Raw genomic sequence first — 26114 nt, 5'->3', positions numbered from 1 at the left:
AAAAGCTGAGAGGGCAGGTCGGTGGATCTGTCCTTTTTTGTGCGTTGATGGTCGTGTCAGATGGGTTTTTCCCGAAGCGCCCAAAACGCGAACAGCGGTTCGTCGCACGAACGCATCGAGTGTATGATGTTGTAAACATTATAAAACGTATCGCCTGCTTCAACATCGACCCAAGCGTTGTGGCCTTGGCGAAAGCCGCCTTTGCTCATCACGAGATAGGTTTCTTCGGGCGTGTGCCGGTGATCTGGGTACTGAACATGCGGGGCCAGTAGCGATGCGCCCAGCCACACATCTGTGCGGTCTTCCAATCCACCGGGTCCGACCAGCAAAACGTTGGCATGGCCGTCTTCGAAACTGTCGCTTGCGCCGGTACGGCTGCCGACGCGACGACGCCATTCCAGACGGGGTTCGAGCGCCATGAAATCGGTCATCACTTGACGCAGGGATGGGTCGTCAAAACGCTGTGGTTCGGCAAGCGGAGCAAGATGGGTGCAGACGGGCAATCGACCGGGGGTCTGGTTTGATTGCGGTGCGGGGGATTTCAGGCAGTTAAAGACAATCCGGACCGCCGTTTCATGAAGGTCGGGGCGTGGACGCGCAAGATAGGCGCGTTCAATCGAATTCAGAAAGCGCTGCAAGGCGGGGTTGCGGGGCGTCATGAAAGCTCCTGTTCAGGCGTGACCGGCATGTCCCGCATCAAAGCTCAAATTCGGTGGAACGACCAGCCGTCTCGGCCCATCTTTCGCGCCAGACCTCGGGTGTGCTGCCATTGGCGGATTTGAACACCTTGATGAAATGCGACACGTCCGAGAACCCGGTGTCCTGTGCAATTTGCGTGATGCTGTGGGTGGTGCGCTGCAACAGCCGTTCCGCATGGGCGAGGCGGATTTTGCGCCCGGCCTCAAACGGGGTCATCGACAGCGCCGCTGCGAAGCGCCGTTCAAGGGTTCGCGGGCTGACATTCAGTTTTTCGGCAAGCTCTGGCGCAGAAGGCGGCGACGACAGCGATTGCTGGAACAGCAACAGCGCGCGGCGCACGATCTTGTCATTGGTGGTCAGATCCATCGGCATGCCGGGTTGCGGTTGATCGGCTTTCATCGCTTCGTCGATCATCATGATCGACAGGCTTTTGCGGGCCGCATCGCTGCTGATGTGCCGGTCCACAAGAAAGGCGGCCAAATGGGCGGAACTGGTCCCGCCGGAGCAGGTCAGGCGATCCCGATCAACCACAAAGATCTGGTCCGATACCGGGGCGAGACCGTCAAATTGTTCTAGGAAATCGTTGTGGTGAAACCAGCTGACGCAACACCGATACCCGTTCAGCAACCCGGCGCTGTGCAAGACAAACGACCCGGTGCAGACACCGACCAGCGGCACCCCGGCTTTGGCGGCGCGTTGCAGAAAGGCGATATAGGCGGGTTCGACCTGTTCCAGTTTGCTCATCAACCCGCCGATCACCACAATGTAGTCGAACCGAGTCGGGTCCCCCAGGCGTTCTTCGGGCTGAACACCGATCCCGCTTGACGACGTGACGGTGCTCATGTCGGACGAGATCACGCGCCAGTTGCACAGGATCGGCCGCGACCGGTCCCCTTCGTCAGAGGCAAGGCGCAGAACATCCACGAAATTTGCGAAGGCACAGATGGTAAACCTGCGGGTCAGGATGAATCCGACCCGCAAGCGCAAGCGGGTTTTTGCCGGGCTGGAATCACGTTCACTCATGACGAGATCATAATGCAAGAATGACGGAATTATACAGTCCGGAATAGGTGGGCCACCTATAAGTGCGGGAACTTCCGAATCTTCCGCTCTGAAAGGCTTTGCCATGACTCATTTCTCTGCGATGTCGCTGCTGAAAAATGCGCTTACCGGCCATAAACAATGGCCCGAGCAATGGCCGGATTCCCAGCCCAAGGACGAATACGACGTGATCATCGTCGGCGCGGGCGGTCACGGGCTTGGCGCGGCGTACTACCTTGCCAAAGAGCACGGCATCACCAACGTGGCGGTCATCGAAAAAGGCTGGTTGGGCGGTGGCAACACCGGGCGGAACACCACGATCATTCGGTCCAACTATCTGTACGACGAAAGCGCCAAGCTGTTCGATCACGCGCTGGACCTGTGGGACAACCTGTCGACCGAGCTGAACTACAACGTGATGTACTCCAAGCGCGGCGTGATGATGCTGGCGCATAACGTGCATGACGTGCAATCTTTCCAGCGCCACATCCATGCCAACCGGTTGAACGGTGTCGACAACCGCTGGCTGACGGCAAAGGAAGCCAAGGAATTCTGTCCGCCACTGAACATTTCGCCCGACGCGCGCTACCCGGTGATGGGCGCGGCGTTGCAGCAGCGTGCGGGCACGGCACGTCACGACGCGGTGGCCTGGGGCTACGCGCGCGCCGCGGCAAAGCGCGGTGTGGACATCATCCAGAACTGCCCGGTGATCGCGATCCGTCGCGGTGCTGATGGGTCCGTTGAGGGTGTTGATACCGCCAAGGGCTTTATCAAGGCCAAGAAAGTCGCGGTCTCTGCCGCCGGTCACACATCGGTCGTCATGGATAGCGCGGGCGTGCGGATGCCGCTGGAAAGCTACCCGCTTCAGGCGCTGGTGTCAGAGCCGATCAAGCCGGTCTTCCCCTGCGTTGTGATGTCGAACACCGTGCACGCCTATATCAGCCAGTCCGACAAGGGCGAGCTGGTGATCGGCTCGGGCACAGACCAGTACACCAGCTATTCGCAGCGCGGTGGCCTGCCGTTGATCGAGCACACGGTTGCGGCGATTTGCGAGGTGTTCCCGATCTTCAACCGCATGCGGATGCTGCGCAAATGGGGCGGGATCGTCGATGTGACGCCCGACCGTTCGGCCATTCTGGGCAAGACCCCGGTCAAGGGTCTCTACGTCAACTGCGGCTGGGGCACCGGCGGGTTCAAGGCAACACCGGGGGCGGCGCATACGCTGGCCTGGACCGTGGCCAAGGACGAGCCGCACCCGATCAACGCACCGTTCACGCTTGAGCGTTTCACCACCGGCCGTCTGATCGACGAAGCCGCTGCCGCTGCTGTGGCACACTAAGGGAGGATACCCGATGCTTTTGATTCACTGCCCCTATTGCGACGACACACTTCCCGAACTCGAATTTGCCTATGCCGGTGAAGCGCATATCGACCGTCCCGCCGATCCGTCCAAGCTGACCGACGAGGAATGGCGCGATTTCCTGTTCATCCGCACCAACGTCAAAGGTGTGCACGCCGAACGCTGGCGGCACATCAACGGCTGCGGGCGCTTTTTCAACGCGCTGCGCGACACGGTCAGTGACCGTTTCCTGACCACCTACAAGGCAGGCGAGGCCCGCCCTGACATGCAAACCCTGGAGGCCGCAGAATGACCGAGTATCGCGTAGAAGGCCGGGGCCGCGTCAATCGCGCCAAGCCGGTCAAGTTCACATTTGACGACAAGACTTACGAGGGGTTTGAGGGCGACACGGTTGCGTCGGCTTTGCTGGCCAATGGTGAGCACCTCATGGGGCGTAGCTTTAAGTACCACCGCCCGCGCGGCGTGGTCACGGCAAGCTCGGAAGAGCCCAACGCGCTGATCGGGACAACCCGTGGCGGTGGAAAAGGCCGGTTTGAGCCGAACACCCGTGCGACGATGCAAGAGATCTACGCAGGTCTGAAGACCGAGAGCCAGAACAAGTGGCCCAGCCTGAAGTTCGATCTGGGCGCGATCAATGACCGCCTCTACATGCTTTTCTCGGCCGGGTTCTACTACAAGACCTTCATGTGGCCCCGCAGCTTCTGGGACTCGGTTTATGAGCCGTTCATCCGCAAAGCCGCGGGTCTTGGGAAAGCGCCGACAGAGGTCGATCCGGATCATTATGCCAGTCGTTACCTGCATTGTGACGTGCTCGTCGTCGGCTCTGGCCCGTCGGGCATTGCCGCAGCACTGACCGCTGGTCGCGCGGGATCAAAGGTTGTGCTGGTTGACGAAAACTCCGAGATGGGTGGCACGCTCCTTTCCGAGCCGTCAGTTTCCATCGACGGTCAGCCTGCCTGGGAATGGCTTGAAGGGGCGATGGCCGAACTGGACCGGATGCCAAACGTGACGCGCATGACGCGGACCACGGCAATGGGGTATTACCACCAGAACATGATTGGTCTGGTGCAAAAGCTGACCGACCACATGGCGGATGTGCCCGAAGGCGCGCCGCGTGAACGGATGTGGCGGGTGCGGGCCAAAGAGGTTGTGCTGGCACAGGGTGCCATCGAGCGTCCGATGGTGTTTGACGGCAACGACACACCCGGCATCATGATGGCCGGGGCCGCGCAGACCTTCCTCAACCGATTTGGCGTGTTGGTCGGCAAGAAGCCTGTTGTCCTGACCAGCCATGACAGCGCGTGGTACAGCGCGTTTGATATGGCCGATGCAGGTGCAAAGGTTGTCGCGATTGTCGACACGCGTGAGACCGTGTCTCAGGCGTTGCTCGACGAAGCGAATGCGCGCGGAATCAAGACCTATCTCAGCTACACCGCGACCGGCACCAAGGGCCGCCTGCGGGTCAGCGCGCTGCGCGTGAACCCTGTTCGCAACGGCAAGGTTGGCTCCGCCCATCTGCTGTTCTGTGACGCCGTGCTGGTGTGCGGTGGCTGGACGCCGTCGCTGCACCTCTTCTCGCACACCAAGGGGTCGCTGCACTGGGATGAAGAGGCGAAGGTGTATCTGCCCGGTCACAAAACCGAAGACGTGCATATCGCAGGTGCGGGGCGCGGGCTTTGGGGCATTGCTGCTGCACTTGAAGACGGCACCAAGGCCGGAACCGACGCAGTCAAATCGCTGGGCGGCAACGCGGGTGTTGCGACCTACGAGGTTGCAGACGACCGCACCGGCACCGGCATCACTCAAAAGGAACTGCCGACAGATCGCAGCGCGGGCAAAGCCAAGGCGTTTGTCGATTTCCAGAACGACGTGACCGCCAAGGACATTCGTCTGGCCGTGCGCGAGGGCATGAAGTCCATCGAACACGTCAAGCGGTATACCACCAACGGCATGGCGACCGATCAGGGCAAGCTGTCCAATATGAACGGCCTGACAATTGCGTCCGACGCGCTTGGCAAAGAGGCGCCGCAGGTGGGTCTGACCACGTTCCGTCCGCCCTACACGCCGACAACCTTTGGGGCCTTCGCAGGCTACCACAAGGGCAAGCACTTTGAAGTGACGCGCAAGACGCCCATCGACAGCTGGGCCGAAGAGCACGGCGCAGAGTTCGAGCCGGTCGCGCTCTGGCGGCGGGCGTGGTACTTCCCCATGGCAGGCGAAGACATGCACAAAGCCGTTGCCCGCGAATGCAAGGCGACCCGCGAAAGCCTTGGCATCTTTGATGCCTCCACGCTGGGCAAAATCGAGGTCTCTGGCCCCGACGCGACCGAATTCATGAACCGGATGTACACCAACCCCTGGACCAAGCTGGGAGTGGGCCGCGCCCGCTATGGCCTGCTTCTTGGTGAAGAAGGGTTCATCCGTGACGACGGCGTCATTGGCCGGATGCGCGATGATCTGTTCCATGTGACCACCACAACCGGCGGTGCCGCGCGTGTGCTGAACATGATGGAGGATTACCTGCAGACGGAATGGCCCGACCTCAAGGTCTGGCTGACCTCGACCACCGAGGAATGGGCGACAATCGCGCTCAACGGTCCAAACGCGCGCAAAGTGCTTGCGCCATTTGTCGAGGGCATCGATATTTCCGACGAGGCGTTCCCGCATATGTCCGTGCGCGAATGCACCGTCGCGGGCTTCCCGTCTCGGTTGTTCCGGATCAGCTTTACCGGCGAGTTGGGCTTTGAAATCAACGTGCCCGCCCGCCACGGTAAAGAGCTTTGGGAAAAGCTGTGGGCTGAGGGTCAGAAATACGACATCTGTCCCTATGGCACCGAGACCATGCACGTGTTGCGCGCCGAAAAGGGCTTTATCATCGTGGGTCAGGATACCGATGGCACAGTCACGCCGCAGGATGCGGGTATTGGCTGGGCCATTGGCAAGAAGAAGCCTGATTTCGTTGGCAAACGCTCGCTGGACCGCCCTGACATCGTGGCCCCGAACCGCAAGCAGTTGGTCGGCCTTCTGACAGAAGACCCCAAGACCGTGCTGACCGAGGGTGCGCAGATTGTGGCGGATCCCAAGCAGGCCAAGCCGATGAAGATGATCGGGCACGTGACCTCGTCTTATTGGTCGGAGTCGTTGGGCCGGTCCATTGCGATGGCCGTGGTCGAAGGCGGGTTCGACCGGATGGATGACACGCTGCACATCCCGACCGAAAATGGTGATGCCGTCCCGGCCAAAGTCACCTCAACCGTGTTTTATGATCCGGCAGGCGACCGCCTGAAGGTCGAGTGAGGAGGGTAAACCCATGAATGCTCCGGTAACATCTTTCGACACCGTTTCGGTAACGGTTCTGCCGTCCGTGGCCCGGTTCAACCTGCGCATTGCGCCTGCCGATTTGTCGGTGGCCTCTGCCGCCTTCGGACTGACGCTGCCCACCAAGATCGGTCAGGGCGCTCAGAGCGGGGATCGTGCCGCCTATTGCATCGGGCCCGACGAATGGCTGTTGCACGCGGCCGAAGCCGACCAGCAGGCGATTGTCTCGGCGTTTGCCGCCGTGCGCGCCGATACGGCCCATAGCCTTGTTGTGATCTCGGACCGGGAAATGACCATTGGGATCGACGGCCCAGACGCGCTTGCGCTGTTGTCGGTTGGATGCCCGATTGATCTGTCGCGTCTGCCCATCGGCGGAGCAAAGCGCACGGTGTTTGACTATGCACAGGTCATGCTGATCCGGGACGCGGAAGATGCGTTCCGAGTTGAGGTCTGGCGGTCTTACTTCCCGCATGTCCACGGCCTTCTGGAAATCGCCGCGCGCGAATTGACTGTCGGCCTCTAACCTTCGTTCACGCTCATGTTGAAACGCGCCCCGAACTCGGGGCGCGATCCTCTTGCTACGTCTGAAAGGACTATCCCAATGCTCAAGACACTGAACACCACCCGCATTTCCGACACCGCGATTGCGGATGCCGTTAGCCTCGAACTGGACCGCCAGCAGAACCAGATCGAATTGATCGCGTCTGAAAACATCGTGAGCGCGGACGTGATGCGCGCGCAAGGCTCTGTTCTGACCAACAAATACGCCGAAGGCTATCCGGGTCGTCGCTACTATGGCGGGTGCGAGCACGTGGATACGGTTGAACAGATCGCCATCGACCGCCTGAAAGAGCTGTTTGGTGCGGGCTTTGCCAATGTGCAGCCGCATTCCGGTGCTCAGGCCAACCAAGCGGTGTTCCTTGCCCTGCTTCAGCCAGGTGACCGGATCATGGGTCTGGACCTCGCGCATGGCGGACACCTCACGCATGGCTCACCCGTCACGATGTCGGGAAAGTGGTTCGATGTTGTCAGCTATGAAGTGTCCGAGGACGATCACCTGATCGACATGGACAACGTGCGCAAGGTTGCGCTTGAGACCAAGCCTAAGCTGATCGTTGCAGGTGCATCCGCCTATCCGCGCCACATGGATTTCGCCGCGTTCCGCGCGATTGCCGACGAAGTGGGCGCGTACCTGATGGTCGACATGGCGCATTACGCAGGCCTGATTGCGGCGGGTGAATATCCTGACCCGGTGCCGCATGCGCATGTTGTGACTTCGACCACCCACAAAACCCTGCGCGGTCCGCGCGGCGGCATCATCCTGACCAATGACGAAGCACTAGCCAAGAAGTTTAACTCTGCCGTGTTCCCCGGCAATCAGGGCGGCCCGCTGATGCACGTCATCGCGGCCAAAGCTGTTGCGTTCGGCGAAGCGCTGGAGCCGTCGTTCAAGCAATACGCCAAGGACGTGATTGCAAACGCGCGCGCGCTGTCCGAAGTGCTGGTCGAAGGTGGTCTGGGCGTCGTGTCCGGTGGCACCGATTGCCACATGGTTCTGGTCGATCTGCGCCCCAAGGGTGTGACCGGCAAGGTGGCGGAAATCGCGCTCGAACGGGCAGGGCTGACCTGCAACAAGAACGCCATTCCGTTCGACCCGGAAAAGCCGTTTGTCACCTCGGGCGTACGTTTGGGCACCTCTGCCGGTACAACGCGCGGGTTTGGTGAGGCCGAGTTCCGCAAAGTTGGTGAGCTTGTGCTTCAGGTGATCAACGCACTGGCGATCAATCCTGAGGGCGACGCGGCGGTTGAAGCGGCTGTGTTGGAAGAGGTGAAGGCGCTGTGCGCCGCACACCCGATCTACAGCGACGGCGTGTAAGCCATGTTCCTGTCGGTCTTTGACATCTTCAAGGTCGGCGTCGGTCCCTCTTCGTCGCACACGATGGGGCCGATGACCGCAGCCGCGCGGTTCCTCGATGATCTGCGCGGCGGGGCTGAGAAAATTCCGGGGGCGGGCTCACTGGCCCGCCTCGGGGCGTCCTTGCACGGCTCGCTTGCTTTTACCGGCAAAGGCCATGCAACCGACCGCGCGGTGATCCTTGGGTTAATCGGCTACCTGCCAGCCACGCTTGATCCTGATGCCGCCGAGGAACTGGAAGCAGAGGTCCGCAAGACCAAGCGCATCAGCCCAACGGGGCTTGGCACGCTGGATTTTGATCCCGAGACGGACCTTGTGTTCGACTATGGCCCGCCCTTGCCCGGCCATGCCAATGGTCTGGTGCTGCGCGCCTTTGACGAGCGCGGCAATCCTTACATGACGCAAACCTACTATTCGATTGGTGGCGGGTTCGTTGTGACCGAGGCAGAACTGGAGGCCGAGAAGGCCGCCAAGACCCAGACCCTGCACGCCGAGAAAGAGGCGATGGGGTATCCCTATCTCTTTGGGTCGGCGGCAGAGATGCTGGAGATGGGTCGCGCGTCGGGTAAGAGCATTGCCGAGATGAAGCGTGCGAATGAATGCGCGCATCAGAATATCCAGCCGCGCGAGCTGTCGGCTCAGATTACCAGCGTTTGTGACGTGATGAACGCCTGTATCGACCGTGGCCTGCGCATGGAAGGCATCCTGCCCGGTGGTTTGAGCGTCAAACGCCGTGCGAAAGCGATCCACGAGCAGCTATTGGCCGAACAAGGCAGCAACCTGCGCCAACCGCATGCGGCGAATGATTACCTGTCGGTTTATGCGATGGCTGTGAACGAGGAAAACGCCGCTGGAGGGCGCGTTGTCACGTCGCCCACAAACGGTGCGGCGGGCGTGATGCCGTCGGTGGTGCGATACTACCGCGACCATTGCATCGGAGCCACGGACGAAGGCGTGGAAACCATGATGCTCACCGCGTCCGCGATTGGTGGGCTGATCAAGCACCGCGCGTCGATTTCGGGGGCGGAATGTGGTTGTCAGGCCGAGGTTGGCAGCGCGTCAGCCATGGCGGCGGCAGGGCTTTGCGCAGCGCTTGGCGGCACAAACAAGCAGATCGAGAATGCGGCCGAAATTGCGCTGGAGCATCATCTGGGTATGACCTGCGATCCGGCTGCCGGTCTGGTACAGGTGCCGTGTATCGAACGCAACGGGCTAGGGGCCATCAAGGCGGTTTCAGCGGCGTCATTGGCCCTGCGCGGAGACGGCACCCATTTCATGCCGCTCGACAATTGCATTGAGACGATGCGCCAAACGGGCGAGGACATGAATACCAAGTACAAGGAAACCAGCCTTGGTGGTCTCGCCGTGAATCTGCCCGAGTGTTGAGGTGAAACGCGATCCCGCTTTTGTCAGAAAAGCGGGATCGGTCTTTGTTCCTCGATCGCCTCCATCGAAAAATGCGAGGTGACGGTTTCCAGTTCGATCCCTTCGATCAGACGTTTGTAGACGCGATCATAGCTGGCCATATCCTTGGTCGCGATCTTGAGAAGGTAATCGTATTCACCGCCGATGCGGAAGAAATCAATCACCTCGGGGATCGACGACACATGGGTGCGGAACAGTTTGAGCCAGTCCGCCGAATGGTGCCGCGTTTTAACCATGACGAACACGATCAATCCGACCCCAAGTTGCGCACGGTCCAGCACAACCGTCCGATTGCGAATGATACCGCTTGATTCCAGCGCTTTCAGCCGCCGCCAGCAGGCGTTTTGTGACAGGCCGACACGGTCGCTCAGCGCGCGCTGCGACTGGGCGGCGTCGCGTTGTAATTCGTTCAAAATGCGGTAGTCAATATGATCTAGTTTCTGGGTCATAAACCGATCATATGATCGAAAATACTTTCGTAAAGCGCAAATATGCAATGAAAACTTTCAAATAACGTGTGTCATTATCGGTTTAGCCAAATCGATCTTTGGAGGCTGAAATGTGTCCCCTTGACGACTTCAAGACATCCCTTTTGCGCGACGACGTTCTGGATTGGGTGCGCGCGGGCCTGATAGGAGACGGGATCGAAATTGACGGTCCGTTTGGCCCCAAACCACTGATCTATGCCGACTATGTTGCGTCGGGGCGCGCGCTGGATCAGGTCGAGGATTTTGTCCGGCACAAGGTTTTGCCCTATTACGCCAACAGCCATACGCAGGCGTCGTTCTGCGGGTCGTATGTCACACGCTTGCGCGAAGCTGCGCGCCGCGAGGTCGGACGGCTGACCGGGGCGGGTGCTGGCATCAGTGTTGTGTTCACCGGGTCAGGTTCGACCGCAGCGATCAACAGGATTGTTGCCTTGCTCAACATCGCCCGCATCGCTGAAAAGGGCGGTCGCGTTGTCGTGTTTGTTGGCCCCTATGAGCATCATTCCAACCTGCTGCCGTGGCGAGAAAGCGGGGCGGAGGTTGTCGAGATCGCGGAAGGCGCAACCGGAGGCCCGTGTCTTGCGGCGCTTGGTCAGGCTTTGGAGGATGCAGCCGGTGCGGATCTGGTGGTTGGTGCGTTTTCGGCAGCATCGAACGTGACCGGGATCGTGACGGACGTGGATGCGGTGACCCGCCTGCTCAAATCGCGCGGCGCTTTGGCGATCTGGGATTACGGGTGCGGTGCGCCCTACATGCCGATGGACATGAAATCGGGAACGGACGCAGCCAAGGACGCGATTGTTTTTTCGCCGCACAAGTTTCCCGGGGGGCCGGGCGCAAGCGGTGTGATGATCCTGCGCGATGCGGTTGTCACACGGCACACACCGACATTACCGGGCGGCGGATCGGTGAGTTTCGTGTCGCCCTGGGGGCATACCTATTCCGAACGGGTTCAGGCGCGCGAAGAGGCGGGCACGCCGAACGTGATCGGGGATATCCGCGTTGCGCTGGCCATGCTGGTGAAAGAAGCGCTGGGTCAGGCGAGGCTGGATGCGCGCCATACGCATCTGCGTGAACGGGCCGAAAAAGTCTGGTCGCAAAATTCCCGATTGCAGATTCTGGGTGCCGCGCAACCTAATGCGCTTCCGATTTTTTCGTTCCGTGTTCCGGACGGGCGCGGTGGGTTTGTCCACCAACAATTGTTTACCCGCCTTCTGAGTGATGTCAGTGGTGTGCAGGCGCGCGGCGGATGTGCCTGCGCGGGGTCCTACGCCCATCGCCTGCTGAACCTTGATGCCGAACAATCCGCCAACCTTGAGCGTGCGATTTCCGAAGGTCACGAGTTGGAAAAACCCGGTTGGGTGCGGTTGAACCTGTCGGCGTTGATGACGGATGAAAAGGTGGATCGGGTGATCGACGCGGTAGATCGGCTTGCCTTCTCAGCGGCGGACTACCAAACTTGCTATCGTGCAGATCCCGCAACTGCACGGTTCTTTCCGGTGGACCAGACCCAGGAGACACTCGCATCGTGACTAGCCCATTGGCCAATCCGAACTTCCGATGGCTGTTTGGCGCGCAGGTCTGCTCGCTGATCGGGGTTGGTTTGTTGACAGTTGCGCTGTCCCTTGCCGCGTACCGGATTGGCGGAGCCGAGGCGGCGGGTCAGGTTCTTGGGCTTTTGCTGGCGTTGAAAATGGTGGCCTATGTCGGGCTGGCCCCGGTCGCGGAAAGCCTGCTTGCGGGTGTGTCGCGCAAAGGTGCGCTGGTGGCGTTGGATATCGGGCGCATGATGCTTTTGGTGCCGATGGCGTTCACGACGCATATCTGGCACATCGCGGCTTTGTCTTTCGTGTTTTTCGTCTGTTCCGCCGGGTTTACCCCGCTCTATCAATCCGTCATTCCCGATATTGTCCCCGAAGAGGACGCGTATACGCGCGCCTTGGCGTGGTCGCGTATTGCCTACACGCTGGAGGCCGTTCTGAGCCCGGTTATTGCGGGTACATTGCTGACGGTGCTGGCCGGAGGATCGTTGTTCCTGGTTGCGGCGGTTGCCTTTGCCGGGTCGGTTGTGGCGATCCTGATGGCGCAGGTTCCGTCGCATGGTGTCGAACGGGCAAAAACGCCGTTCTGGAAGCGGGCTTCCAAAGGATTGACGATCTACGTTCGCACGCCTCGCCTGAGGGGGTTGTTCCTGTTTAACTTTGCACTGTCGCTTGCGATGGCGTGGGTGCTGGTGAACACCGTTGTCTATGCGGGCGCGCGATTGGGGTCTTCTGAAACCTATTTCCCGGTCTTGATGGGGTTTTATGGCCTTGGGGCCGCGTTGGGCGCGGTGACTGTGCCGCGGCTTGTCCGGCGGCTGAGTGAGCGCAACGTGATGGGTCTGGGCACCTTCCTGTTTGCCTCGGTCGGGATGTGTTTCTCGCTGCTGCCGACTGCGCCGCTGGGCGGTCTTGCTGTGGTCTGGATCGGGTTCGGCGCTGCCTCGTCCTGGGTTTTGACACCCGGCGGTCTGGTGATCACCCGGTCTGCGCGCAAAACGGATCGTGCGGCGGTGTTTGCGGCACAATTCTCGCTTAGCCATGCGGGATGGCTTGTGGCCTATCCCCTGGCCGGGTGGATGGCGACCTGGGTGTCGCTTGAAATGGCGCTGTTGGTGTTGTGCCTGATGTGTATCGCGGTTTCGCTGCTGGCGCTGCAGGTCTGGCCGAAGGAAGACCCGGTCGCGCGTGCCCATTCGCATCCGGAGTTGCCAGCGGATCATCCGCATTTGCGTGATCCACAGGCGACAGGCGAAAATCATCGCCATGCGCATCCTTTCTATATTGATGATCTGCATCCGCGATGGTCCAACGGACCTGCGTGATGCCGAACCGAAACTCTAGATGACGGGATCGATCTGATGCCTTTGCATGAATTACCGCAATTTGACGGACTGGGTCTGTCCGGCCTTGAGGCCCGGTTGAAAGCTGACCTCGATTGCCTTTTGTATCCGGGCAAGGACTGGGTGCCTCAACGAGAGGACGTCACGGATGTTGTCATCATCGGGGGCGGGATGTGCGGGATGCTGGCCTGGTTCGCGCTGCGCACCGGCGGGATGCATAACGTGCGCGTGCTGGACCGTTCCCCGAAAGGGCGTGAGGGCCCGTGGCTGACCTATGCGCGGATGGAAACGCTGCGGTCCCCCAAAACCCTGACGGGTCCTGCTTTCGGCCACGGCGCGCTGACGTTTCAGGCATGGTATCGCGCACAGTTCGGGGCCGAGGCGTGGGACAAGCTGGACAAGATCCCGCGTCCGATGTGGATGAACTATCTGCAATGGTACCGGGATGCGCTGGATATCCCGGTGGAAAACGGTATCTCCGTGGATCACGTGGAACCCGAAGGCGATCTGTTGCGGTTGACAGTATCCGGTGCAGACGCTGGCACGATCCTGTGCCGCAAACTGGTTTTTGCGACCGGGCGCGATGGCACGGGCGGGCCGAACATTCCCGGTTTCGTCAAGGATCTGCCACGGGCGCTTTGGGCGCACAGCGCGGACGAGATTGATTTTACGACCCTCAAGAACAAACGCGTCGCGGTGATCGGTGTGGGCGCGTCAGCCGTCGACAATGCCGCCGAGGCGTTGGAGCATGGCGCGGCCGAGGTTCGGCATCTGGTGCGCCGTGCCGAGATGCCGACGATCAACAAGATGATGGGTATCGGCAGTTTTGGGTTCACAGCCGGGTTTGCGGCCTTGCCCGACGAATGGCGCTGGCGGTTCATGCAGTATTCCTTTGCAACCCAGACACCGCCGCCGCATGGTTCAACGCTTCGGGTCAGCCGCCATGACAACGCATATTTCCATTTCGGTAAGGAAACCGTGCGGATCGAACAGCGCGGCAGTGGGGCGGAGATTTTCTTTGCCGATGGCACGTCTTATTTCGCCGATTTCGTCATCCTGGGAACCGGGTTCGTGATTGATCCCATGGCGCGAACCGAATTCGGCGATACGGCAGGCAATATCTTGTTGTGGCAGGACGTCTACAGCCCGCCAAAAGGCGAGGAAAACGCGGATCTGGGGCGGTTCCCCTACCTCAATCCGGATTTCACCTTCCGCGAGAAAAACCCGGGGACCGCACCTTGGTTAAGTAGTGTCTATTGCTTCAACTACGGCGCGTCAGCCAGCCTTGGAAAGGTCAGCGGCGATATTCCGGGCATCAGTGAGGGTGCCACATGGCTTGCCCGTGAAGTGGCGGCGAAGCTTTATGCAGAAGACGTGGAAACGCATTGGCGGGAGATGCAGGACTACGACAAGCCCGAGCTTTTGGGGCATGAGTGGGAGCCCACAGAGCTGGAGCAGGACAGCCAAAAGGGCAAAGTTGCATGAGTGTTTTTGAAACCTCCACATTGCGCGCCGCAGGTGTGCACGCCGCTGGCGCGGTTGGTGAGGCCGTTGAGACCCGTGCCAACATCTTCGAGATGACGCAAGCCGCCGAAGACGCGGTTTTGCGGCCCAAAGACGCGGGTGGCGTGCCGCATGCCCTGCGCGCTGCCCTGGCATCGCGCATTGCGGCGCAAGCTGGTGAAACGGCGTTGGCCAAGCAGTACGCAGATGCGGCCGGTGACGCTGTCGCCCTGTCGGACCCGGCGCAGGATGGCGGGGCCGAGCACCGCGATCTGGTGGCTTTTGTCGACAAGGCCGCAACGGCAACCAAGGACATCGCGGCAGAAGATATCGCCCGTTTGCAAGCGTCAGGGGTTGCGGATGCAGACATCGTGCGCTTGTGCGAACTGGTGGCCTTTGTCGCCTACCAAGTGCGCGTGGCTGCCGGATTGCGACTGATGCAAGGAGCGCAATCATGAGCCGCGTTGTGCACAAGTTTACCCGGCGTGTGCCGGAATGGCAGCCTCGGGTAACGCCTGTCAAACTGGACGAGGCCACGCCGGAACAACTGGACGCGCTGAAGGTCACGCCATCGAATACCAAGGTGTCGGCCTATGTCCTGACCCTGGCGCATGATGTGGAAAGCCTTGCGGTTCGGTCGCCCCTGTTCAACGCGATCATGTATGACGAAGGCGGGATGTCGCGGGCCGAGCGCGAACTGGGCGCGATTGCGGCGTCGATGGTCAATCGGTGCATCTATTGCGCTGCCGTGCATGCCGACCGTCATGCCAAACTGGAAGGCAGTACCGACGTCACGGACAAGCTTTTTGCGGATGGGGCGAATGCAGATCTGTCTGCGCGCGATGCCGCGATTTTCGCCTTTGCGCGCAAACTGTCCGAAGCGCCGCCTTCGGCGGGGGCCGATGACGTCACCGCGCTGCGGGAGGCTGGATTGGAGGACGCGGAGATCCTCGATCTGATCTTGTCGACATCGCTGTTCGGCTGGGCCAACCGTTTGATGCACGTCCTGGGAGATCCCGTCCGCCGCGAGGGTTCGGCATGAGCGCTATTGGGCGTGTCGGGATTGCCGGTGCGGGGTCCATCGCCCTGGGAACAGCGGCGCTGTTGACGGAAAACGGGCATGACCCGATGCTCTGGTCGCCATCCGGCAAAGGCACCAAGGGGCTTGAGGGCGGGATTTCGGCAGAAGGCGCGCTGGACAGGGGTTTTACCGCGCGTATCGCTGAGACCGCGCAGATGCTTGTCGCCGAAAATGACGTTATCGTGCTGGCGTTGCCCGGATATGGACATAAGGCGGTTCTAGACGCGCTTGCGCCCCATATCCGCGACGGGCAGCACGTGATCATGTCCTCGCACGCGTCGATGGGTGCGGTGTACCTGATGCAGATGTTGAACGCGCGCGGGGTCTCCGCGCCGATCACCGCCTGGGGCACCACCGTTGTCACCGGACGACGTCAGGAGGGTGCCGTGGTGCGTGTCAACACGATCCGCAGCCGGGTCGATCTTTGCACCGTGCCGGAAACTGCATCGGACGACGCGCTTGCTCTTTGCCAAACGCTGTTCGGCGACCGGTTTCAGCCGCGCGACGGATTGCTGGCGATTTCTTTGTCGAACCTGAACCCGCAGAACCACCTTGGCATCGCCTTGGGCAACATCACGCGGATGGAACGGGGCGAGGTCTGGAGCCAGGGGCAGAACGTGACACCGAAGGTCGGGCGGCTGCTGGAAAAGCTTGATCTGGAACGGTTGGCCATCGCAGAGGCGCTGGACCTGAAGGTCAAGACGATTTTCGAACACTTCCACCTGAGCTTTCATGTGCCTGTCGCGTCTATCTCAGAAATGAACCAGCAGATGCATGCGCAAGGGAATGGCGGCACCGGTCCGGCCACGGCCGACAGCCGCTACGTGACCGAGGATGTGCCTTACGGCTTGCAGCTGACGGCTGTGCTGGGCCGGTTGGTGGATCGTCCCGCCGTGCTGCATGAAGCCGGGATCGAGATATTCTCGGCGATGTATGATCGCGATTTTGCAAATGAAAACGAGTTGTTGTCCGCATTGGAATTGGACCGCTACAGCCTTGACGACTTGCAACAAGCCGCCCGTACCGGCCTGTTGCGCTAGACACTTGACCTAGCGTCGTGAACACTGAGGTACGGGGACAAAAAACCAACAAGGAGATGATACCATGACCAAGCTTTTGATGAACCGCCGCCGTTTTATCGGCACGACGGCGCTTGCCGGTGCTGCTGTTGCCAGCCCGGCCTACCTGCGCCGTGCCGCAGCGCAGGGCAGCGGTGAGGTGAACATCTGGACCTACAATGATTTTGTGCCAGAAGCTTTCAAGGAACAGTTCGAGGCCGAAACGGGTATCAAGGTGAACGTGCGTCTGGTCGATGACCAGGGCAAACAGTTCAACCTGCTTGCCGCCGAGCAGCCGAACCCGACCGTGGACATCATGACAGTGGCCGGCCACCGGTTCCTGCAATTCATCGACAGCGAACTGCTGGCCCCGCTTGATACGAGCCGTTTGTCCAACTGGGGCAATATCAACCCAACCTTCTCGGAAAGCGATTGGGCGACAATCAACGGTGAGAAATGGGGCGCGCCTATCCTGTCCGGGATGGAGGTTCTGTCCTACAACACGGAATTGGTGTCCGAAGAAGAAGCGCTGACATGGGACACGCTGTTCTCTGAGAAATACAAGGGCCAGACCGCGTATATCATTCAGGACATGATGTCGATTGTCATGCTCAAGCTTGGGTATGACGGCAACATGGTGGCCTATATGGACGATCCGGAAAAGGCGGCCGCCATCGTGGAAGAGGCCAAGCAATTCCTGATCGATCACAAGCCGCTGGTGCGCAAGTATTACGAGAGCGGTGCAGAATTCCAGCAGATGATGGTCAACCAGGACATCGCGCTGGGCCATAGCTGGAACGGACCGGCGGCGGCGCTGATCAATGACGGCTTCCCGCTTGCCATGACCATTCCGCGCGAAGGGTCTTACGGGTTCGTCTACACGTATAACATCGCCAACAACGCGCCGAACGTGGACAACGCCTACACGTTCCTTGATGCGATCCTTGCATCCCCAGAAATCGGTGCGTCGATGACCAAGGCGTCGGGCTTTATCTCGACCTACAAGGATGCGTCGAACTACCTGACGGATCTTGAAAAGAAATCGACGTCTTTCCCGGAAGAGCAGCTGGCGAACCTCCAGTTCTTCCGCGCCGAGGCGAACGAGATGAAGTACAGTCTGGTTGATCCAGCGGTCGAGGCTGTCAAGGCGGCCTAACCCCTGTGACCTGCGTGACCCGCCGTGACGTATGGCGGGTCGCCACACTTCCTTTTCGGCGAGAAAGGTACCCGTGAGATGACGTATGACGCATCCGTGCGCAAAGACAGCGATGGCCATGCGGTGGCCTCTGGCCCGCGCCCGTTCTGGGGGCGTGTGGCAAATTGGGGACCGTACCGCGCATTTGCTGTCTTCCTGACAGCGTCACCGCGCCGCCAGTTTTTCATTCTCGCCGCGTTTCCGATCCTGTGGCTGCTGACGCAACATCTGGGTCCGATGCTTCAGATGCTGCGTGTGTCGTTGATTGACGCGTATCCGGTCGCGCCCGGCACGCCGCAAGAATTCACGCTGGACAACTACATGCGGTTTTTCGGCGACAGCATTTTCTGGATGCCGTTTTTCCGCACCCTGACATTCGCTGCCGTGTTCACGTTCTGCACGCTGATCATCACCTATCCGGTGGCGTATTTTCTCGCGCGCCATGTCAGCCGCAAAAACCAGATGCTGTTTTTGTTGCTTCTTTTGATCCCGTTCTGGGTTGGCGAAATCGTGCGGACCTATGCGATCATGATCCTGTTGGGCAATACCGGGGCGGTGAACCTTGTGCTCAAATGGTTTGGGCTGATCGACCGGCCCATTCCCTTTATGTACACGAGCTTTTCCATGGGGGTCGGCATCGTCTACCTGACGGCGCTGTATATGCTGTTGCCGCTTTATTCCGCACTGGAAAAGCTGCCACAAAGCATGAACGAAGCCGCCGCCGATCTGGGGGCCGGGGCCTGGACCCGGTTCCGCCGCATCTCGCTGCCACTGACCATCGAAGGCATTTCGTCGGGCTGTACGCTGGTGTTCCTGATATCCACGGGTTTTTACGCGACACCCGTTCTTCTGGGGGGTCCATCGACCACGGTGTTTGCCGAAACCATTGCCGGGTTCTTCCATGTCGCCGGTGACGAATGGCCCACGGGTGCGGCCTTTGCCGTGATCATGTTTGCCGCCGCGCTGGTCATCACGGGCGTCTTTCAGAAGCTGATGTACATGCTCCGCAAGGGAGACACGAGATGAACAACCGGGTCGAGCTTAACCGGGGGAACCGGATCTTTCTGGCCTGTATCTACTGGGCTTTCGTTCTCTATGTCTTTGTGCCGCTGATCCTGATGATCATCATGGGGTTCAAGGACAGCAAGTTCATCGGATTTCCCATCCGGTCGTGGACTTTGGACTGGTACAAGGGTGTCTTTTCCGATGCAGAGGTGCTGTATACCTTTGGCTATTCGGTTGCGATTGCCATCCTGTCGACGCTGATTTCGGTCATCGTTGGCACATGGATTGCCGTGCTTCTGGAAGGGCGCAAGTTCTGGGGTCGGGCGGTTACTTTTGCGCTTATGGTTCTGCCCGCGCTTGTGCCGGGGATCATTTCAGCCATCGCATTCCGCATCTACGCCCGGTGGCTGGGCATCGAGCCCGGTATGGGCGCGATTGTCTGGGCGCATGCCGTGCACAATGTGCCGTTCGTGTGCCTTGTTGTCATGGCGCGTTTGTCGACCCTGCCCAAGAGCCAGATCGAAGCGGCGCGTGATCTCGGGGCCGACCCGCTGATTGCGTTTATGCGCATCACCCTGCCGTATCTGGTTCCGGCGATCCTTGGCTCCAGCATCTTTTGCCTGCTGCTGAGCTTTGACGATTTCGTACGGTCCTTCTTCCTGGGTGGCTATGAGCCAACACTGCCTGTGCTGATCTTCGCGATGCTGCGCTCTGGCATGTCGCCCGAGATCAACGCCATCGCCACCGTTGCCCTGGTCCTGACCGCCGCCGTTGGTATCTGGGCCGAACGATTTACCCGACGCACCAACAAGGAGAGTCAAGCATGACGTCCGCGCCACTTGTCCATATCGACGGCATTTCCAAACGTTTTGGCGATGCGGTTGCGCTGGAGAACCTGTCTCTTGATATCGCGCAGGGTGAGTTCGTGACCTTCCTTGGCCCATCGGGCTGTGGCAAATCCACGACCCTCAGAATCCTGGGTGGGTTCGAACGTCCGGACACCGGCCGCGTCATTCTGGATGGCGAGGACGTGACCAACCAACCACCCGAGAAGCGCCATGTGAACATGGTGTTCCAGGATTACGCCTTGTTCCCGCATATGACGGTGCAGCAGAACATTGCGTTTGCACTGGAGCTCAAAGGCATGGACAAGGCCGCGATCAAGCGGCGGCTCGACGAGATCATGTCGTTCCTCGAACTCGACGGGTTTGGTGACCGCTATCCCGGTCAATTGTCGGGTGGACAACGTCAGCGTGTTGCCCTCGCGAGGGCGCTTGCCCCGGACCCGGCGCTGTTGCTTTTGGACGAACCGCTTGGCGCCCTGGATGCCAAGCTGCGGGGACAGGTGCAGCGCGAACTGAAATCCATTCAGCAGCAAACTCACAAGACGTTCTTTTTCGTCACCCACGATCAGGAAGAAGCGTTGACCATGTCAGACCGCATCGTGGTGATGAACAAGGGACGCGTGGAACAGGATGGCACGCCCGAGGATCTTTATTTCCACCCCCAAAGCCGCTTTGTCGCTGAGTTTATCGGAGAGACCAATCTGCTTTCTGGCAAGATGCGCGGTGTCGACGGGGATGCCGTTGTCATGGATTGGTACGGTCGGACCCTCAAAGGTCATGCGCCGTCCGGGATCCCAACCGAAGGCGCGCCCATCACGGCATCGGTCCGATTGGAAAAGCTGGGCTTCCACACCGCGCGCCCGGACCTGCCGAACGCCGTGCAGGGCCGCGTGATCAGCAAGACATTCCTGGGCAGTCGGATGGCTGTCGATATGGTGGTCGAACAGTCCGAAGGTGCAAAGCTGCGGGCGTTTGTCGACGCGGATACCGGCCATGCCATTGGCGATGATTTGATCTGGGCGGCATGGGACAGCGACAGCATGGCGGTGCTGCGCGACTGATCAAGATCGGGGCGTCCGCCGCGTTACGTCAGCGACTCAAAAATGGCGTCGAGGACATCAAGATGATCTTGCGGGTCATCCCCCTCGGCCACGGCAAGCGCGGCCCGGTCGAACAGGGCGGATAGCTGCACCGTCAACGCGTCGAGCGGCAGGGTCTTGATCTGGCCCGCCTGCATGGCCCCGTGCAACCCTTGGCGCAGCGTGTCTCCGGATGTGTCCTGGTCGATCTGAGCCAACTCCAGTTGCCCAAGCACGGCGGGGCCATCCAACAGCATGATGCGGACGCGCCCCTTGTCTTGCATGGCTTTAAGATAGCCGCGACCGCCCTGCTTTAACGCGTCGATTGCCGTGCCGGGATGTGCCTTGGACGTGGCCGTGATTTCATTGGCGACGGCGATATATTCCTCGGTCACCACGGCGCGGAACAGCGCGATCTTGTCTTCGAAGTGATGATACAGCGCGCCGCGCGTGACACCGGCGGCCTTGACGATCTCGGGTGTTGAGGTTTCCGCGTAGCCTTTTTCCGAAAACAGCATTCGCGCGGCATTGATCAGCGCAAGACGCGTGGCTGCCGTGCGCGCTTTATTCGAGCGGGTTTGATTTTCCTGTTGCATACATACAGCCTGTATGTTTATAGATGAGTTACATACAGACTGTATGTTTGTTTGAAAGGAGACTCAATATGAAATGCACTCAGTATTACCCCGTGATCCAAACCAACGATGTCGCCGCAACCAAAGCGTTCTATGTTGATCATTTCCGATTCAACGTCAGTTTTGATGCCGATTGGTACTGCCATCTGCAATCCAGCGAAGACCCCAGCGTCAACATTGCCATTCTGCAGTGTGACCACGACACCATCCCGGAACAGGCCCGAGGTCGTGTTGGTGGCTTGATCCTGAATTTCGAGGTCGAGGATGTGGATGCAGAGTTCGAACGCGCGCAGGCGACGGGATTGCCAATTCTCAAACCATTGACAGACGAGGCTTTCGGCCAGCGGCACTACATCACCCGCGACCCAAACGGAGTTTTGATTGACGTGATCAAACCCATTCCGCCGGTGGGCGCATATGTGGATCAATACGCGGCCGAGGCGCTTCCGGCGTAGTTCAGGCCGACGTTTGCATCAGGCGCGTCGGTTGTAGTCGATCCTGCCCGTGGGCATTATCAGACGCATTACCAGTAACGCGATGCCCCGGACCAGTGATCCGGGGCCTCTCTTTTTCATCAGGCCTGCGATTGCCGCCCTACACGTCCGGGTCAGAGCACCGCTTCAAAAAGCTTGCGCGTGTTGGACGCGTTCATTTCCACCGGGTTGCCGCTAGTGCTTGGGTCTTTCAAAGCGTCGCGGACCAGTACATCAAGATCGGGGTCTTTGACGCCCAGGTCGGTGAGGGTTTTCGGGATCCCAAAGCTCTCATTGAACCCATCGACAAACTTTCGGAAGCCGTCGAAGCCTCCGTCGATGCCAAGATACCCCGCCGCAAGATCAAACCGATCGTGGATGGCATGCGCGTTGAACTTGAGGACCACGGGCATGCACACGGCGTTGGTGGTGCCATGGTGCGTATGGTGATGCGCGCCGATGGGGTGGGACATGGCGTGGATCGCGCCGAGGCCCTTTTGGAAGGCGGTTGCGCCCATGGCCGCTGCGCTCATCATATTGGCGCGGGCGTCGATGTTGGTGGGATCGTTGTAAGCGGTTGGCAGGTTGTCGATGACCAGCTTCATACCCTCCAAGGCGATGCCCTGGCTCATGGGGTGATAATGCGGGCTGCTGAACGCCTCGACACAATGGGCGAAGGCATCAAGGCCGGTGCCTGCGGTGATGAACTTGGGCATTCCTACCGTCAGCTCTGGGTCGCAGATGACAACGGCGGGGAGCATCTTGGGGTGGAAAATGATCTTCTTCTCATGCGTCTCGGAATTGGTGATCACGCTGGCGCGGCCCACTTCGGACCCGGTGCCAGCAGTGGTGGGCACGGCAACGATGGGGTGGATGCCGTCGGGGTCAGCGCGGGTCCACCAGTCGCCGATGTCTTCGAAATCCCAGAGCGGGCGGGATTGACCCGCCATGAAGGCGAGTGTCTTGGCCAGATCGAGTCCTGAGCCGCCGCCGAAGGCAATGACGCCATCGAACCCGCCTTCGCGGTAGACCTTCAAACCGTCTTCGACGTTCTTTTCATTCGGGTTCGGATCCACATCCGCAAAGATCGCGCGACCGAGGCCCGCCTGTTCAATCAGGTCGAGCGTTTTGGTGGTGATATCCATGTTGGCCAACCCGCGATCCGTGACCAGCAGAGGTTTGGTGATGTTCGCGGCAATGCAGGCCTCGGCGATTTCCGACATGCGCCCAGCGCCGAAGCGGATGGCAGTGGGGTAGGACCAGTTTGCGGTGAGGCTCATGGTATTATGCTTTCTTGAGGTGGTAGGATTTGGGCCGTGTCAGAGCCTGATATGCGAGTTTTGACAGGCCTTGCCCGCGTCCGGTGTCTTTGCAGCCGGTCCAGCACAGGGCGGGGTCAAGGTAGTCACAACGGTTCAGGAACACGGTGCCGGTTTCGATCTGGTCGGCGATCTCTTCGGCTTTTGTGGCGTCTTTAGACCAGATAGAGGCGGTCAGGCCGAATTGGCTGTCATTCATGAGTTGGATCGCCTCGGTATCGTCCTTGACCGGCATGATGCCGACGACGGGGCCAAAGCTTTCGTCGCGCATGACGCGCATGTCGTGAGTGACATTGGTGAGGATTTGTGGGGTGAGGTATGCGCCGCCATCGTCGGCTGGCATAGTGTCGATATGGGCTTTTGCGCCTTGCGCAACGGCCTCGTCGATCTGCGCGCGCACCTCTGCAGCGAAGCGTTTGTGGGCCATGGGGCCCATCGTTGTGTCGGGGTCGAGCGGGTTGCCGAGGGTTTGGGCGTTGACCCAAGCAACGGCTTTTTCGACGAATTGGTCGTAGAGGTTTTCGTGCACGTAAATGCGTTCGATCCCGCAGCAGCATTGGCCCGCGTTGAACATCGCACCGTCGAGCAGGGTATCGACGGCTGCGTCGAGATCGGCGTCGGCGCGGACATAGCCGGGGTCTTTGCCGCCCAGTTCGGTTGAGACGGGCATGAAGGTGCCAGCGGCGGCGCGTTCGATGGCCTGGCCGCCGCCAACGGAGCCGGTGAAATTAACGAAATCGACAGCTTTGCTGGATAGCAAGGCAGACGTTGTGTCATGGTCGAGGACAAGATTTTGAAACACGTCTTTTGGAATGCCCGCGTCGTGGAACGCCTCTGCCAGGTGTTCGCCTACCTTCAGCGTTTGGCCCGCGTGTTTCAGGATCACCGTGTTGCCCGCGATAAGCGCGGGGGCCACCGTGTTGATCGCAGTCATATAGGGGTAGTTCCACGGCGCGATGACCATGACGGTGCCCCATGGCACGCGCTTGATCAGGCGGCGGAATTGGTCGCTGTCTTCGATTTCCATCGGCGCGAGCGCGTCTTCGGCGACGTCCGCCATATAGGTCAGACGTTCGTTGAACCCGCCAAATTCGCCTCCATAGCGGATGGGTCGGCCCATCTGATGCGCGATTTCGGTTGTCATGCGGTCTTGTTGTGTGCCGATGATCTCGGCCGCTTTGCGCACCATCGCGATGCGGTCAGACACCGGGCGCGCGACCCATGCGGCTTGGGCCTCTTTCGCGCGCTGGGCGGCGGCAAGGGCGGCGTCCTGGGTCAGCACGTCGCGGGTGAGGTAGACTGACCCGTCGATGGGCGAGATGAGGTCAACTGTTTTGGTCATAGGTCAGGCTCTTTCAAATCCGCGCTGGATTTCCCAGTCGGTGACGGCGGCGTCAAACATCTCCTGTTCGACTTCGGCACAGCGCGTGTAGTGGTCAATCACGTCGTCGCCCATGGCTTCGCGCAACATGGTTGAGGTGCGCAGGGCTTCGGTTGCCGCGCGCAGGGTGTTGGGAATCTCGGGCACGCCTGTCATGTTGTAGACGTCACCAGACACAGGGTCTTCGAGCGACAGCTTTTCCTCCATCCCTTTAATGCCCGCAGCGAGTTGCGCGGCGCAGGCGAGGTAGGGGTTGATGTCCGAGCCGGGGATGCGGCATTCGATGCGCACGCCTTTGGTACCGTCGCCAACTAGACGATAGCCTGCGGTGCGGTTGTCGACGGACCATGCGATTTTGGTTGGCGCAAAGGTGCCCGCGAGGAAGCGTTTGTAGCTGTTGACGTAAGGCGCAAGGAACACTGTCATGTCAGGGGCGTATTTGATGAGGCCCGCGACGTAGGATTTCATCGTGTCCGACATGGTGAGCGGCGCGTTTGCGTCGTGGAAAATGTTGGTGTCGCCCTTGAACAGGGACTGATGCACATGCGCGGCGCTGCCCACTTTGTCGGCGCGCCATTTGGGCATGAAGGTCACGGCGTGGCCCTGCATATGGGCGATTTCCTTGACCGCGTGTTTCGCGATGGTGTGGTTGTCCGCGCAGGCGACAGCATCGGCGTAGCGGATGTTGAGCTCTTCCTGACCTGTTTCCGCCTCACCCTTGGAGTTCTCGACAGGCACACCGGCGGCAAAGAGATGATTGCGGATCGGGCGCATCACATGTTCTTCGCGGGTGGTCTGGAGGATGTTGTAATCTTCGTTATAGCCGCTGATCGGGGCAAGATCGCGGAAGCCGCCTTTGCGGATGGTATCGAAAGAGCTTTCGAACAGGAAGAATTCAAGTTCGGTCGCCATCATGGGCGTCAGGCCCATCTCGGTCAGGCGGTCCACCTGTTTCTTCAGCATCTGGCGGGGGGAATGCGGGACGGGTTCGTGCGTGTGGTGATCGATAATGTCGCACAACACCATCGCGGTGCCGTCGAGCCATGGCATGGGGCGCAGTGTGTCCATGTCGGGCTTCATCACGTAGTCGCCGTAGCCTGCTTCCCAACTCGTGGATTTGTAGCCGTCGGGGGTGGCCATTTCGAGGTCAGTGGCGAGGAGGTAATTGCAGCAGTGGGTTTCTTTCCACGCGGACTCTAGGAAGTTCGACACGTGGAACCGTTTGCCCATCAGGCGGCCCTGCATGTCAACCATGCAGACAAGGACGGTGTCGATCTCACCCGTCTCGGCGAGGGCTTGCAGGTCATCAAGGGTCATAGGGCCTCCTTGGGTGGTCAGTGGAGAACCCGTTGACGGGTTCTCGGTTTTGCGTTGACGCAAAATGGCCCCTTGAACAAGCCAAGGGACCAG

At 59.9% G+C, this 26114-nt stretch carries 24 protein-coding genes; 17 read left to right on the top strand and 7 right to left on the bottom strand.

The window, feature by feature from the left end:
* Nucleotides 1-56: 56 nt before the first annotated feature.
* Nucleotides 57-659 carry a dimethylsulfonioproprionate lyase family protein gene (locus tag MWU54_RS16165; protein ID WP_247085764.1) on the bottom strand — a complete coding sequence of 201 codons (603 nt, stop codon included), beginning with the start codon at nucleotides 657-659 and terminating at the stop codon, nucleotides 57-59.
* Between the two features lie 37 nt (nucleotides 660-696).
* Nucleotides 697-1722 carry a GlxA family transcriptional regulator gene (locus tag MWU54_RS16160; RefSeq protein WP_247085762.1) on the bottom strand — a complete coding sequence of 342 codons (1026 nt, stop codon included), beginning with the start codon at nucleotides 1720-1722 and terminating at the stop codon, nucleotides 697-699.
* A gap of 103 nt (nucleotides 1723-1825) precedes the next feature.
* Between MWU54_RS16160 and MWU54_RS16155 the strand changes: the two genes are divergently transcribed.
* From MWU54_RS16155 to MWU54_RS16130, 6 genes are all read left to right on the top strand, one after another.
* Nucleotides 1826-3079 carry a sarcosine oxidase subunit beta family protein gene (locus MWU54_RS16155; protein ID WP_247085760.1) on the top strand — a complete coding sequence of 418 codons (1254 nt, stop codon included), beginning with the start codon at nucleotides 1826-1828 and terminating at the stop codon, nucleotides 3077-3079.
* A 13-nt stretch (nucleotides 3080-3092) separates the two neighbouring features.
* Nucleotides 3093-3392: a sarcosine oxidase subunit delta gene (locus tag MWU54_RS16150; protein WP_247085758.1), complete on the top strand. Its 300-nt coding sequence runs from the start codon at nucleotides 3093-3095 to the stop codon at nucleotides 3390-3392.
* On the top strand, nucleotides 3389-6397 hold the full coding sequence (locus MWU54_RS16145) for a sarcosine oxidase subunit alpha (RefSeq protein ID WP_247085756.1): 3009 nt from the start codon (nucleotides 3389-3391) through the stop codon (nucleotides 6395-6397). The genes MWU54_RS16150 and MWU54_RS16145 overlap by 4 nt, the downstream gene beginning before the upstream one ends.
* 13 nt (nucleotides 6398-6410) lie before the next feature.
* Nucleotides 6411-6941, top strand: coding sequence for a sarcosine oxidase subunit gamma family protein (locus MWU54_RS16140; RefSeq protein ID WP_247085754.1), 531 nt, complete (start codon nucleotides 6411-6413; stop codon nucleotides 6939-6941).
* A gap of 78 nt (nucleotides 6942-7019) precedes the next feature.
* Entirely contained in the window at nucleotides 7020-8294 is a 1275-nt protein-coding gene (gene glyA / locus MWU54_RS16135) for a serine hydroxymethyltransferase (protein ID WP_247085752.1), read from the top strand.
* A gap of 3 nt (nucleotides 8295-8297) precedes the next feature.
* Nucleotides 8298-9719, top strand: coding sequence for an L-serine ammonia-lyase (locus tag MWU54_RS16130; RefSeq protein WP_247085750.1), 1422 nt, complete (start codon nucleotides 8298-8300; stop codon nucleotides 9717-9719).
* Between the two features lie 23 nt (nucleotides 9720-9742).
* Here the strand turns inward: MWU54_RS16130 and MWU54_RS16125 are convergent, their stop codons facing one another.
* Nucleotides 9743-10207, bottom strand: a complete 465-nt coding sequence (locus MWU54_RS16125; protein ID WP_247085748.1) for an Lrp/AsnC family transcriptional regulator — start codon at nucleotides 10205-10207, stop codon at nucleotides 9743-9745.
* A 110-nt stretch (nucleotides 10208-10317) separates the two neighbouring features.
* On the opposite strand from MWU54_RS16125, the gene MWU54_RS16120 reads away from it, so the two are divergent.
* The 10 genes from MWU54_RS16120 (at nucleotide 10318) to MWU54_RS16075 (ending at nucleotide 20878) form a co-directional block, all read left to right on the top strand.
* Nucleotides 10318-11778 (top strand): aminotransferase class V-fold PLP-dependent enzyme, encoded by a 1461-nt coding sequence (locus MWU54_RS16120; protein ID WP_247085746.1) that lies wholly within the window; start codon nucleotides 10318-10320, stop codon nucleotides 11776-11778.
* The gene (locus tag MWU54_RS16115; RefSeq protein ID WP_247085744.1) at nucleotides 11775-13112 is read left to right on the top strand and encodes an MFS transporter; all 1338 of its coding nucleotides are present in this window, start codon (nucleotides 11775-11777) and stop codon (nucleotides 13110-13112) included. Before MWU54_RS16120 ends, MWU54_RS16115 begins: the two co-directional genes overlap by 4 nt.
* A 36-nt stretch (nucleotides 13113-13148) precedes the next feature.
* Nucleotides 13149-14615 (top strand): NAD(P)/FAD-dependent oxidoreductase, encoded by a 1467-nt coding sequence (locus tag MWU54_RS16110; protein WP_247085742.1) that lies wholly within the window; start codon nucleotides 13149-13151, stop codon nucleotides 14613-14615.
* On the top strand, nucleotides 14612-15091 hold the full coding sequence (locus tag MWU54_RS16105) for a hypothetical protein (RefSeq protein ID WP_247085740.1): 480 nt from the start codon (nucleotides 14612-14614) through the stop codon (nucleotides 15089-15091). Before MWU54_RS16110 ends, MWU54_RS16105 begins: the two co-directional genes overlap by 4 nt.
* Nucleotides 15088-15675 (top strand): peroxidase-related enzyme, encoded by a 588-nt coding sequence (locus MWU54_RS16100; protein WP_247085738.1) that lies wholly within the window; start codon nucleotides 15088-15090, stop codon nucleotides 15673-15675. The genes MWU54_RS16105 and MWU54_RS16100 overlap by 4 nt, the downstream gene beginning before the upstream one ends.
* On the top strand, nucleotides 15672-16754 hold the full coding sequence (locus MWU54_RS16095; RefSeq protein WP_247085736.1) for an NAD/NADP-dependent octopine/nopaline dehydrogenase family protein: 1083 nt from the start codon (nucleotides 15672-15674) through the stop codon (nucleotides 16752-16754). Before MWU54_RS16100 ends, MWU54_RS16095 begins: the two co-directional genes overlap by 4 nt.
* A gap of 64 nt (nucleotides 16755-16818) precedes the next feature.
* A complete protein-coding gene (locus tag MWU54_RS16090) occupies nucleotides 16819-17928 on the top strand; it encodes an extracellular solute-binding protein (RefSeq protein WP_247085734.1) in 1110 nt (369 codons plus the stop codon).
* 78 nt (nucleotides 17929-18006) lie between these two features.
* Nucleotides 18007-18993 carry an ABC transporter permease gene (locus tag MWU54_RS16085; protein ID WP_247085732.1) on the top strand — a complete coding sequence of 329 codons (987 nt, stop codon included), beginning with the start codon at nucleotides 18007-18009 and terminating at the stop codon, nucleotides 18991-18993.
* Complete coding sequence (locus MWU54_RS16080; RefSeq protein WP_247085730.1) at nucleotides 18990-19799, top strand: ABC transporter permease; 810 nt, start codon at nucleotides 18990-18992, stop codon at nucleotides 19797-19799. Before MWU54_RS16085 ends, MWU54_RS16080 begins: the two co-directional genes overlap by 4 nt.
* Nucleotides 19796-20878, top strand: coding sequence for an ABC transporter ATP-binding protein (locus MWU54_RS16075; protein WP_247085728.1), 1083 nt, complete (start codon nucleotides 19796-19798; stop codon nucleotides 20876-20878). The genes MWU54_RS16080 and MWU54_RS16075 overlap by 4 nt, the downstream gene beginning before the upstream one ends.
* A 23-nt stretch (nucleotides 20879-20901) precedes the next feature.
* Here the strand turns inward: MWU54_RS16075 and MWU54_RS18770 are convergent, their stop codons facing one another.
* Nucleotides 20902-21492, bottom strand: a complete 591-nt coding sequence (locus MWU54_RS18770) for a TetR/AcrR family transcriptional regulator (protein ID WP_281496152.1) — start codon at nucleotides 21490-21492, stop codon at nucleotides 20902-20904.
* Nucleotides 21493-21560: 68 nt separating this feature from the next.
* On the opposite strand from MWU54_RS18770, the gene MWU54_RS16065 reads away from it, so the two are divergent.
* Nucleotides 21561-21986 carry a VOC family protein gene (locus tag MWU54_RS16065; protein WP_247085726.1) on the top strand — a complete coding sequence of 142 codons (426 nt, stop codon included), beginning with the start codon at nucleotides 21561-21563 and terminating at the stop codon, nucleotides 21984-21986.
* Between the two features lie 152 nt (nucleotides 21987-22138).
* On the opposite strand, the gene MWU54_RS16060 is transcribed toward MWU54_RS16065, so the two are convergent.
* The 3 genes from MWU54_RS16060 to MWU54_RS16050 are packed head-to-tail and all read right to left on the bottom strand — an operon-like array spanning nucleotide 22139 to nucleotide 26021.
* Nucleotides 22139-23284 (bottom strand): iron-containing alcohol dehydrogenase, encoded by a 1146-nt coding sequence (locus tag MWU54_RS16060; RefSeq protein WP_247085724.1) that lies wholly within the window; start codon nucleotides 23282-23284, stop codon nucleotides 22139-22141.
* Nucleotides 23285-23288: 4 nt separating this feature from the next.
* On the bottom strand, nucleotides 23289-24665 hold the full coding sequence (locus MWU54_RS16055) for an aldehyde dehydrogenase family protein (RefSeq protein WP_247085722.1): 1377 nt from the start codon (nucleotides 24663-24665) through the stop codon (nucleotides 23289-23291).
* A gap of 3 nt (nucleotides 24666-24668) precedes the next feature.
* Nucleotides 24669-26021, bottom strand: coding sequence for a glutamine synthetase family protein (locus tag MWU54_RS16050; protein ID WP_247085720.1), 1353 nt, complete (start codon nucleotides 26019-26021; stop codon nucleotides 24669-24671).
* Nucleotides 26022-26114 lie beyond the last annotated feature (93 nt).

This window comes from Marivita sp. S6314 (assembly GCF_023015985.1).
In the GTDB taxonomy this organism is placed as follows: Bacteria; Pseudomonadota; Alphaproteobacteria; order Rhodobacterales; family Rhodobacteraceae; genus Marivita.
This window is presented reverse-complemented; position numbering and strand designations above follow the sequence as displayed.